This is a genomic window from Shewanella sp. 10N.286.52.A9, assembly GCF_041468985.1.
Classification (GTDB): Bacteria; Pseudomonadota; Gammaproteobacteria; order Enterobacterales; family Shewanellaceae; genus Shewanella; species Shewanella japonica.
In genome coordinates, this window is record NZ_JBFRJQ010000014.1 from 94,702 (window position 1) to 106,192 (window position 11,491).

Below are 11,491 nucleotides of genomic sequence, written 5' to 3' on the forward strand. Positions count from 1 at the left end.
TATTGAAGGCTTTTTTATTTCTAACTATTTAGTGACAAATTAACACAATCGTATTAACCAAACTCACCACTAACATAACCCTGAGTGCGTGAGTCTTGTGGGTTATTAAATACTTGGTGCGTTTCACCTTGCTCTACTAATTCACCCATCCAGAAGAAAGCTGTTCTATCCGAGATGCGCTTTGCTTGGTTCATTGAGTGAGTCACGATAACAATGGTGAACTTTTTACGTAATTCATCCATTAGCTCTTCAATCTTATGGGTTGCGATTGGATCAAGTGCACTGGTTGGCTCATCCATTAAGATAACTTCAGGCTCCATCGCAATCGCGCGGGCAATACACAAACGTTGCTGTTGACCACCTGATAAACCAAAAGCAGGTGTATTTAGTCTGTCTTTAACTTCTTCCCATAAAGCTGCGCCACGTAATGAGTCTTCAACAACTTTATCTAATACGGCTTTATCTTTAACGCCTTGGGCTTTAAGGCCAAAAGCGATGTTTTCATAAATACTCATCGGGAAAGGGTTTGGCTTTTGAAACACCATACCTACTCGCATTCTTAGGTTTTTTACATCAACGTCGGCATAAATATCTTCACCTTCGAATGCCACAGTGCCTGTAATTTTGACTCCTGCAACCAAGTCATTCATTCGGTTTAGCGTGCGTAGCAGTGTTGACTTTCCGCAACCTGATGGTCCAATTAAAGCCGTCACTTGGCGTGATGGGATGTTAATTGAGATATCTTTTAACGCATGGTTTTCGCCGTAAAATAGGTCTAAGTTGCTTACTTCAAGTTTGTTCATGATCTGGCCTTTAATTAACACGATGTTTTACGTGTTATTACTATTCGTTTGTTTAATGCTAAGAAGATTTATTTAATCGGGTAGCAATGACTTTGGTTGCTAAATTTAGTGCTAATACCAATACAATTAAGATGGTTGCAGTGGCATAAGCTTGATCCCATTCGTGCTGAGTAAATAACTCTTGGGTTAACTTATATAAATGAACAGTCAATGTTCGGCCTGAATCTAATACAGAGTCAGGAATTTGAGTCACCATACCAGCGGTTAAAAATACTGGTGCTGACTCTCCAATAACGCGGCCAGTACTTAAAATGACCGATGTAACAATACCTGGTAAAGCGCTTGGTAATATTAAGCGCCAAATGGTGTAAATTTTACTACTACCTAATGCATAACCACCTTCACGGTAGCTCATTGGTACAGCCATTAAGGCTTCTTCCGTAGTACGAATGATGACGGGTAAAATCAACATAGCTAGCGTTAATGCACCCGACAAGATTGAAAAGCCTAAGCCTAAGGTCGTGACAAAGAATGTCATACCGAATAAGCCGTAAACAATCGATGGAATACCTGCGAGTGACTCAGTACAAAAACGGATAACTTGCACAATTTTACTGCCAGGCTTGGCGTACTCAGTTAGATATATCGCCGTCATAATGCCAATTGGTGCTGCGAAAGCTAATGACAGTAGTACCATATATACGGTCGATACAATCATCGCCCAAATACCAGAAGCTTCGCCAATGCGGGTATAGGCACCAGTAATAAACTCCCAACTAACATGGCTTAATCCATTTGAGAGAATGTGCCAAACCACCCATAACAAAAATAAGATAGTGATACCGGCAGCAGCCCAAATAGCGCCATGAAGCAATTTATCTTGATTCTGTCTCGATACTAATGAGTTTGATTGAGTAAACTTAGACATGATTAATACGCTCTCTTGCGATTTAGGTATAACAATGAACCGTTAAGCAAAACGATAAATGCCAATAAGACAATACCTGTTGCATACAGTGCACTTGAATGGATGCCTGTTGCGTAAGACATTTCCATTGCGATGTTAGCGGTAAGTGTACGTGCAGGCTCCAATAACGAACCTGGCATAGCCGGTGCGTTACCCATAACCATAATGATGGCCATGGTTTCACCAATTGCACGAGCAACGCCCAGTGCAACGCCTGTAAAGATGCCGCTTTTAGCGGCAGGGATCAGTACTTTAAAAATACTGTATATATGCGATGCGCCCAAGGCTAGCGCACCTTCCTTATACACTGAAGGTAAGGCTCTAATAGATGTTTCTGAAATAGTAATGACGGTTGGCAAAATCATAATTGCCAACACAATGATTCCCGCCAAAATGGTGTTACCAGCAGGAATATTAAAAATCGTTTCAATGGCTGGGACAATAATCACCAATCCAAAAAATCCGTATACAACAGAAGGAATGCCAGCTAGTAACTCAACTGCTGGTCTAACTAAATCTGCTAACCATTTAGGGGCAATTTCTGCCAAAAATACAGCGGTTAAAATAGCAATAGGGACACCAATGATTACAGCACCAGCTGTTGATATCATTGAGGCAACAATCATAGGTAAAATGCCATAAAGTGCTGGTGGCAGCCATTCTTTACCTGTTACAAACTCAGTAACACCTGCTTCTTTAAATGCAGGTAAACCTTCGTTAAATACAAACCATCCGATGGTGGAAACCGATAGTACGCCAACCATAGCGCAACATAGGAAAAGGCCATGAAAGAAAATTTCTTTGATGTCCATGGCTTTTTTTGGTGCAAGTTGCAGTCCTTGTGATTGGACTTTAGTTGCTGTATTCATCATATGCCTCGAGGTCGTACTGATGATTAATCATTTTTAATATTTGATAGAAACTACAAAAGAGGAGCATAAGCTCCTCTTAATATACCGTGGTCAGTTATTACTGAACGCGGATGTAACCTTCTTCAGCAACAATGCTTTGACCGTCATTTGACATGATAAAGTCGATGAAGCTTTGTGCATTCGGGTGTGGCTGGTCATTCACTAAAACGATGAATGGACGAGCAATTTGGTATTCGCCAGCTGCAATGTTTGTGTCAGTAGCTTCAACGCCACCTACACTTAGAGCAACTAAAGAATCATCAACTGAACCAAGAGAGATATAACCGATGGCGTATGGGTTATTCGCAACGATTGTTTTGATCATACCGTTACCATTACCTACTTGAGCTGTAGGTGTAATAGCCGTTACCTTGTGGCCATTAACAGTACGTTGTAAGTCCATGATTTCTTCGAACGCGCCACGAGTACCAGAACCGTTTTCACGAGTTACTACAACGATTGGACGAGCTTCGCCACCTACTTCGCTCCAGTTTTTGATTTCGCCGCGGTAGATTTTTGAAATTTGCTCTTGAGTTAAGTCTTGAACTGGGTTTGCTTTGTTTACTGCAGCAGCAATACCGTCACGAGCAATAACGATTTCTTTTGTTGTATCGTTTAACTCATTTTCTTTAATGTTACGAGAAGACATACCAATCATGCTGGTGCCGTCTTTCGCTGCACGAATACCAGCAGAAGAGCCAGTGCTTTGTACTTCAACATTCTTTTTAGCAGTGTTTTGATAGTTCTCTGCTAGCACTTCCATAACGTGTGCAACAGATGTTGAACCAGATACTGTCACTGTACCAGCTTGAACAAGAGGTGCCGTCATTAAGCCAACAGCAGTTAATAAACCAATCACTTTTTTCATCACAAATTCCACTTATTATTTGTACTTAAATTTGTACTTAATACCCATCTTGGATATTGAAAGTTAGGGTGCTTCTTTCTCGCTGTAATTTGAAGCGAGTGCATTAAGACAGATCAATATGACAGTTAAGTTACAGTGTTCTTTGTTGAAATTGGATTATCTAAAGTTACCTAAGCTTATGTTTTTTTTATGTTATATTTATGTGTGGCGGATGTGTTTATTAACTATAATTCAGCAAAAAAAACGCTGAATACCTTAAATTGCTATTGAAGGGGTCAAAGCCAAGTATTATTGAAGTGTAATGGTGTTCAATTTGACTGAATAAGCGCAAAATGCTTTTAGTGTTAATCTTGGATTAAGCTTAGGTTAAGGTGGATTTGAGGATTGATGTTATATTGCCGCCAAATTATTTAGCGTAAAAATTTTTATTAAACTTTTATTACACTCAAGCACTGCCAATAATTAAGTTATAAGCTGCGATGTCTTTATAACTTAAGTTTGATTTTGGTGGCCTTCTCAGTTCATTTTCTTATCAAAATAAAAAGGGACGTTATGACCACAGAAATGATTATGATTGGAATGTCTATTCTGATCGTTATTGGCATTTTATTGCATCATCCTTCTCGTACCTTAGGGATCCCGTCGCTATTCATCTTTATGGGAGTGGGTCTTTCACTTGGTAATGGTGAGTTTAATTTTGTTTATGACAATTTGGACAAAACTGCATGGATTGGTGGCTTAGCGCTAAATGTGATTGTTTTTGTTGGTGGCCTTAATACCTCGACGGATAAAATTAAGATAGCGTATAAAGAAGGGGGCGTTTTGGCATCCTTTGGGGTGATATTTACCACTCTCATCTTCGCTTGTATTTTATATTTGCTGCTCGACTTCAATTTTGTAATTTGCCTACTATTTGCCGCTGTTGTGTCTTCAACGGATGCGGCGGCTGTATTTTCGATTTTAGAGTCGAAAAAGTTAAAGTTAAAAGAAGAAACCGACACCGTTTTGGAGTTTGAGTCAGCAACCAATGACCCAGTAGCTATGCTCATGGTTATTGTATTAACCGAGATGGCACTGTCTTCAACACAATCGGTTACTATATCTTCTTTAAGTTTGAGCTTGTTTACTCAAATCGCTGTTGCAATTATCGTCGGATTTTTAATTGGTAAGCTTGCTGTAACACTGCTAAATAAGATTAGTTTGTCAGAGTATGGCTTGATACCAGTGTTTGTATTAGCCAGCTTTATTATTGCGACTTACGGTGCTGATTTATTGGGGGGCAATATATTATTGGCTTCTTACATTGCGGGTGTCGTTATTGGGAACGGCATTAAAAGAGGGCAGCAAGTTAACTTGCACTTTTTTAACAGTTTATCTTGGTTGGCTCAGGCACTAATGTTTATTGTGTTAGGTCTACAAATATTCCCACAGACGCTGATGACCGTATTCTGGATATCTATACTTCCAGCTTTATTACTCATATTTGTTGCAAGGCCGCTTGCTGTTCAACTGTGCTATTTACCTTTTGTAAAAGCCAGTTGGAAAAAGCGACTATTCATTTCTATGATAGGCCTAAAGGGGGCAACACCTATTGTGTTTGCGTTAATACCTGCTGCAGCTGGTGTTCCAGGCGCAATTGATATTGTGCATATGGTGTTTTTCTTTGTCTTATTTTCTATCTTTATTCAAGGTGGAGCGATAGCGCCATTGGCAAATAAGCTAGGACTTGAAAAAGACAAACCTGCAAAGTAGTTTTCTTAATATGAGGCACTAGCTGATAGCGTTAGCTAAGCTGTTTGCCTCTATTTTATTCCAAACTTTGTCATGGAAATAAAAAACAATTGTATTTACGGCAGGTTCTATTAATGCCACAGCACCACCAATGACAATACTTCCAGTTAGTAAATATGTAATGGTGAATGCAACACTGAAATGCAAAATAGCGAAAGTCATGGTTTTTTTCATGTGAACCTCGAGTAAGTTTGTTTTTAATCATTCAAATGATAACAGTTATCATTACCATTTGAAGTGTTTTTTACAAATTAAGTCAAAAGGTTTATTCGATTAAACTGGAGTATCTCGTCGGGTCGTGTATATCTATCTGATTGAGAAGAATAAAAAAGTCGCTTAAGCGTATCTTAGGCGACTTAATAACGTTTCATTAGCGGATTGAATTAAAATTCGAAGTTAAATCCATACTGTTTAAGCTGTTCGTAAACCACTTTATCAAAACAAAATAATGCGGCAGCACGATGAGCTACGTTCTTTTGTTTTTCGTTGCAATTGATCAATAGATTCATTTTTAATATCTTGCGTCTAAAGTTAGGCTTATCGAGCTTACTGTTAAGAATTGATTCGTAAATCTCTTGTAACTGCAGCAGGGTAAATTTCTCTGGTAATAAATTAAAGCCAATTGGTTCGTGGTGGACTTTATATTTAAGATTACTTAGTGAGCTTTTAATAATTTCTGCGTGATCGAAAACGAGCTGCGGTAAGTTATAGACATCAAACCATTCAATTTCATAGGCGTTATTGCCCATGGCTAAACGTGTTTCATCAAAACGTACTAAAGAATAAAAGGCAACCGTAATGATACGACGGGTAGGGTATCGATCGACTTGACCAAATGCGCCTAGCTGATCCAAATATAAGTTATCGACACCTGTTGTTTGTTTCACAACCCTCGATGCTGCATCTTCAAGGTTTTCATCCATCATTACCCAATGACCAATAAGACCCCACTTGTTTGCCGCTAATCCTCTATTGTATTTCACTAATAGAATTTTCAGCTTACCTTCATGCATAGAGAAAATAAGATTATCCACCGACACATTCGTGATGGTGTTATCTGGCAAAGCTTCTTCTTGGGCTAACTCATTGGCATTTAAAATCGGCTTTACTGTCATCATAGTACCTAGCATATGTAAAACGTTGGCTATATCGGTCAGATATAAAGGTTATTTAGCTTAATCTAATGAAATCACGATAAAAAGAAAAATAAATTTTAATCAATAAGAGTAAATTAAGCGCACTTTGGGCGCAACGAATTCTGTTGTTTACAAAAAATCACTTGAAATGAATCTTGGTTTTAGGAATATTATATGTAATAGTCATTTTAACAATAAGTTGTGTTTTGTTAGATTTTGTCCGTTTTACCCTATGAAGCGAATCGTGTCCTCACTTCTTAGATTATCGAAATGCGACTTCATTATTACTATTAACATAAAGGGATTGATATGTTTGTACCTGATAATTCGCTAATAAGCTGCGCTGGTTTGAAGAGATTTGTACCATTACTTGCTTGCCTACTTTTGCCTGTAACTCTGCAAGCCGCTGATGCTAAGACAGAGTTACAATTAAAAGATCACTTTGCTGAACAATTTAAAATCGGTGCAGCATTAAGTGAAGCGCAAATCTTAGATAAGAAACCAGGTGTATTAGATTTGGTTGCTCAGCAGTTTAATAGTTTAACTGCTGAAAATGTTATGAAATGGGAAGAAATTCACCCAAGCCCTCAGCAATATAACTTTAGTACGCCTGATAAATTGGTGAGTTTTGGTCAGAAACATGACATGTATATGGTAGGACATACATTGTTATGGCATCAGCAGACGCCAGATTGGGTATTTGAAGACGAGAAGGGTAATTTACTTGAGCGTGACTCTTTACTTGAAAGACTACAGTTACATATCAATACCGTGTTAGGGCAATATAAAGGCAAGGTGCAAGCATGGGATGTTGTTAATGAGGCGTTTAATGAGGACGGTACACTTCGCGATTCAAAGTGGTTAGCTATCATCGGCCCTGACTATATTGAAAAAGCGTTTGAATATGCACATCAAGCAGATGCTGATATTGCGCTTTATTACAATGACTACAATTTATTTAAGCCTGCAAAACGTAAAGCGGTGGTTAAGTTAGTTAAGCAACTTCAATCAAAAGGTATTCGCATTGATGGTGTTGGGATTCAAGGGCATTATGCATTGGATTATCCTGATTTGAATGAAGTTGAAAACTCAATTAATGCATTTGCTGATACAGGCGTCACCGTTATGTTTACAGAGGTTGATGTATCAGTATTACCCTTTCCAGATGAAGACAATCAAGGCGCAGATATCAGCTTAGATATGGCATTGCAGCAACAGTTTAATCCTTATGCTGACGGACTTCCTTCAGATGTTGAGCAACAACTTGCGCAGCGTTATAAGCAAATCATTGATTTATTTATAAAGCACCAACAAAAAATCGATCGTGTGACATTTTGGGGGGTCGATGATGGTCAAACTTGGAGAAACGATTGGCCAATGACAGGCCGAACAGATTACCCATTGTTATTTGATCGTGAGCTGCAATTAAAACCGTTTGTAAAAGACATCATAAACTAAGTCAGGTTTGATTGAGGGTAAGCATTTATAGTCAAAAGGCGTGGCTTACGATGAAGTAAGCCACGCCTTTTTCAATTATTGGCGAAACAAGTAACTTAAAGTTAATTAAGCTTGTTTTAGTAGTGCCAAGGGAATTTAGAAAAATCTTGGTCGCGTTTTTCTAAAAAGGCATCACGACCTTCTTGTGCTTCATCAGTCCCGTAAGCAAGGCGAGTCGCTTCTCCTGCGAATAGTTGCTGACCGACTAAACCGTCATCTGGCAGGTTAAAGCCATATTTAAGCATACGCATGGCAGTTGGCGATTTGCTGTTAATTTCTTTTGCCCAAGCTAAAGCTTCTGTTTCTAACTCTGCGTGAGGAATTGAGCGGTTAACCATGCCCATATCGAATGCTTCATCGGCTGAGTAATTAAACCCAAGGAAGAAAATTTCACGAGCACGTTTTTGACCAATCATTTTGGCTAAGTAAGCACTTCCATATCCAGAGTCGAAACTGCCGACATCAGGATCGGTTTGTTTGAAAACGGCGTGCTCTTTCGAAGCAAGGGTTAAATCGCAAACAACATGTAAGCTATGACCTCCGCCAACAGCCCAACCAGGGACTACAGCAATAACCACTTTCGGCATAAAACGAATCAAGCGTTGCACTTCTAATATATGAAGGCGACCCATACGAGCGACATCAGGTTTACCTTCTTCTGCCCCTTCATACTTATAGCCGTCTTTACCGCGGATGCGTTGATCTCCTCCGGCACAGAAAGAGTGTTGGCCTTTTGCTGATGGACCATTACCGGTAATGAGCACACAGCCAACGTCTGACCATTGGCGAGCATGATCTAACGCAGTATAAAGCTCATCAACTGTTTTAGGTCGGAAAGAATTGAGGCAATCAGGGCGGTTTATCGCAATACGAACAGTGCCTTGATCTTTTGCTCGGTGATAAGTGATATCTTCAAAGTCGAAACCACTAACTGTGTCCCAAAGAGAAGGGTCAAAAATATCTGAAACCTGTTGAGTCATGTTTACTAGCCTTTTTCAAACGATTATCCAAAGGCTAGGCTGATTTAAATCTCAGGTCAATTACAGATGTCGTAAAGCTCGAATTAAATCTTGTCACAGATTAATTGAAGGTTATCTTTACCAAAAATAGGATGTTTTGATCCAAAACCACAATATTCTGATTTAAAATTGGCAACCGATTCATTGTTAGTGAAAATGTCTTTAAACGCGTTAACCTCTTTACCTGACAATCTTTCTATTACACCTGAAGGTATTTTAATGACCTTGTCACTTTTTCTAATGATTTTTGTGCCTGTCATTGAAGATATTTTATCATCTGCATTGTCCATAACTGATTGTATTTCAGCTATCGGCTCATCGAGTTTATCTGTTTCGGTAGCAAAGTAGTAAATTACACCAGCAATCAGTGCGATTAGGATCCAACCTCTCATCATTTAGTCCAATTAAAGTGAATAACCATGAATAATACGAGTATAATATACTCAATTAACACTCTGTAAACGAGTGTGTAGCAGTTTCAGTAGATTATTATTTAAAATATTAACTTTTTCTGCAATCACAATAGAGTTTGCCCCTTTTTAAGTAGTAAGGCATCGAGATGACAAAAGAATCGACATCTAAAGATTTTTCCAAACAAAAGCGGATTAAAATCCATCAGCCAGATGCTAATAAAGCAGATCGTTTCAATCCAAGTAACAGTATTTATGTGCGTGCTGTAACCGGACTTTGGACAACAGTAAGAAGACGTATTGGTTGGGCAACCATGTCATTCTTTCTGATATTGCCATGGTTACCATGGGGAGACCGTCAAGCCGTTTGGTTTAATCTAGGTGAACAGAAATTCCATATCTTTAGTTTGACTATTTGGCCTCAAGATCTGACTTTGCTAGCAGCACTATTTACTATCGCTGCATTCGGCCTCTTTTTTGTGACCACTTATCTAGGCAGGGTATGGTGCGGCTATACTTGCCCACAAACGGTTTGGACGTTCATCTTCATTTGGTTTGAAGAAAAATTCGAAGGTGCCAGAAATAAGCGTATCAAGTTGGATCAAATGCCATGGAGCTTTAATAAACTTTGGCGAAAAACGGCGAAGCATACTTCTTGGGTACTTGTTTCACTATTAACAGCAATGACCTTTGTGTCTTACTTTGTACCAAGTCGTGAAGTCTACATTGATGTTTTCACCCTAAACGCGGATCTAAGCATCTACTTCTGGGTCGTATTCTTTACTTTAGCAACCTATGGTAATGCTGGTTGGATGCGCGAGATTATGTGTATTCATATGTGTCCTTATGCTCGCTTTCAGGCTGCTATGTTTGATAAGAATACATATATAGTTGGTTATGATGCAAAGCGTGGTGAAACTCGAGGGCCAAGATCTCGTAAAGCAAACCCTGTAGAAATGGGATTGGGTGACTGCATAGATTGTGATTTATGTGTGCAAGTGTGCCCAACCGGAATCGATATTCGAAATGGCTTGCAATATGAGTGCATTAATTGCGGTGCTTGTATTGATGCCTGTGATACGACTATGGAAAGAATGGGCTATGATAAAGGCCTAATAAGTTACACCACCGAAAATAAACTTGAAAATATTAAAGAGACAATTGTTAGGCCAAAACTTGTTGGCTATGGCGTAGCGCTAACAGTCATGATACTCGTCTTTGTATATGCCAGCGCGACTATTGCGCCAGTGCGTATGGATGTCATTAGAGATAGAAATGCTTTATATCGTATTACTAATGACGGGCTTGTAGAAAATACATATACATTGAAGCTGCTCAACAAAACTGAACAAGCCCAAGAGTATAAACTTTCGATGACAGGTTTAAATAACTATCAGTGGACCGGTCCGACAGACGTTTCTATACAAGCTGGAGAAGTATTAACGCTTCCTGTCAGTATTGCGGTTGATCCAGGTGCTTTAGAGCGAACAGTGACAAAAATTAATCTAATTGTGGTTGCAAATATCGATGGAAAGCCTGTTTCTATCAAACAAGAGTCAAGATTCTTTGGTGATTAAACCTAGGTATTATAGGTAAAAGGGGCTGTTTAGCCCCTTTTTTATGCGTTTCGTTCAAAATCTCAGCTGTTAACCCTGTTTTATTAAATTAATTCAATTTAGCTCTTGCACGGTTTCATAATCTCCCTATAATGCGCATCCACTGACACGGCGACAGGCACTAGCCAACACTGAGTCAGCTTGATTTGAAGCGGTTTTAACCACCTTAAATCAACGGCGAAAAGAAGTTTGAAAAAACACTTGACGCTGACAACGGGAAGTGTAGAATACGCATCCCTGACCAACACGGTCAACGCTCTTTAACAATCAAACAAGTAAATCTGTGTGGACACTCACAGGTGTTGAGTTAATCGAAATTGTCACTTAGGTGGCAATCAAAATTATTATCAATGTAACGATGAGTGTTCATAGCAATATGTAACAAGCAGGATGTAGATTCTTCCGAGTCTGCATAATGTAATCAGAATTCATTGAGCCGAGACTTAGTCTCAAAAAAAACTTTAATTGAAGAG

11 protein-coding genes are annotated in these 11,491 nt (G+C 39.0%); 3 read left to right on the forward strand and 8 right to left on the reverse strand.

Annotated elements, in window-relative coordinates:
- Positions 1-53: 53 nt before the first annotated feature.
- From pstB to AB4128_RS12455, 4 genes are all read right to left on the reverse strand, one after another.
- Entirely contained in the window at positions 54-803 is a 750-nt protein-coding gene (gene pstB / locus AB4128_RS12440; RefSeq protein ID WP_055025427.1) for a phosphate ABC transporter ATP-binding protein PstB, read from the reverse strand.
- Positions 804-861: 58 nt separating this feature from the next.
- The gene (gene pstA / locus AB4128_RS12445; RefSeq protein WP_055025426.1) at positions 862-1,731 is read right to left on the reverse strand and encodes a phosphate ABC transporter permease PstA; all 870 of its coding nucleotides are present in this window, start codon (positions 1,729-1,731) and stop codon (positions 862-864) included.
- A gap of 2 nt (positions 1,732-1,733) precedes the next feature.
- Positions 1,734-2,639: a phosphate ABC transporter permease subunit PstC gene (pstC, locus tag AB4128_RS12450; RefSeq protein WP_055025425.1), complete on the reverse strand. Its 906-nt coding sequence runs from the start codon at positions 2,637-2,639 to the stop codon at positions 1,734-1,736.
- 100 nt (positions 2,640-2,739) lie between these two features.
- On the reverse strand, positions 2,740-3,549 hold the full coding sequence (locus tag AB4128_RS12455; RefSeq protein ID WP_055025424.1) for a phosphate ABC transporter substrate-binding protein: 810 nt from the start codon (positions 3,547-3,549) through the stop codon (positions 2,740-2,742).
- Between the two features lie 552 nt (positions 3,550-4,101).
- Between AB4128_RS12455 and AB4128_RS12460 the strand changes: the two genes are divergently transcribed.
- Positions 4,102-5,301, forward strand: coding sequence for a potassium/proton antiporter (locus tag AB4128_RS12460; protein ID WP_080917285.1), 1,200 nt, complete (start codon positions 4,102-4,104; stop codon positions 5,299-5,301).
- Positions 5,302-5,319: 18 nt separating this feature from the next.
- Here AB4128_RS12460 and AB4128_RS12465 read toward each other — a convergent pair whose 3' ends face one another.
- On the reverse strand, positions 5,320-5,514 hold the full coding sequence (locus AB4128_RS12465) for a DUF2061 domain-containing protein (RefSeq protein WP_055025422.1): 195 nt from the start codon (positions 5,512-5,514) through the stop codon (positions 5,320-5,322).
- Positions 5,515-5,723: 209 nt separating this feature from the next.
- Positions 5,724-6,455, reverse strand: a complete 732-nt coding sequence (locus AB4128_RS12470) for an NrtR DNA-binding winged helix domain-containing protein (protein ID WP_055025421.1) — start codon at positions 6,453-6,455, stop codon at positions 5,724-5,726.
- Between the two features lie 330 nt (positions 6,456-6,785).
- On the opposite strand from AB4128_RS12470, the gene AB4128_RS12475 reads away from it, so the two are divergent.
- Positions 6,786-7,934: an endo-1,4-beta-xylanase gene (locus tag AB4128_RS12475; protein ID WP_372037842.1), complete on the forward strand. Its 1,149-nt coding sequence runs from the start codon at positions 6,786-6,788 to the stop codon at positions 7,932-7,934.
- 116 nt (positions 7,935-8,050) lie between these two features.
- Here AB4128_RS12475 and AB4128_RS12480 read toward each other — a convergent pair whose 3' ends face one another.
- Both AB4128_RS12480 and AB4128_RS12485 read right to left on the reverse strand, forming a co-directional pair.
- Complete coding sequence (locus tag AB4128_RS12480) at positions 8,051-8,953, reverse strand: 1,4-dihydroxy-2-naphthoyl-CoA synthase (RefSeq protein WP_065108835.1); 903 nt, start codon at positions 8,951-8,953, stop codon at positions 8,051-8,053.
- 83 nt (positions 8,954-9,036) lie between these two features.
- Positions 9,037-9,387, reverse strand: coding sequence for a hypothetical protein (locus AB4128_RS12485; RefSeq protein WP_225442135.1), 351 nt, complete (start codon positions 9,385-9,387; stop codon positions 9,037-9,039).
- Between the two features lie 164 nt (positions 9,388-9,551).
- On the opposite strand from AB4128_RS12485, the gene ccoG reads away from it, so the two are divergent.
- The gene (gene ccoG / locus AB4128_RS12490; protein ID WP_372037845.1) at positions 9,552-10,979 is read left to right on the forward strand and encodes a cytochrome c oxidase accessory protein CcoG; all 1,428 of its coding nucleotides are present in this window, start codon (positions 9,552-9,554) and stop codon (positions 10,977-10,979) included.
- Positions 10,980-11,491: the final 512 nt, after the last annotated feature.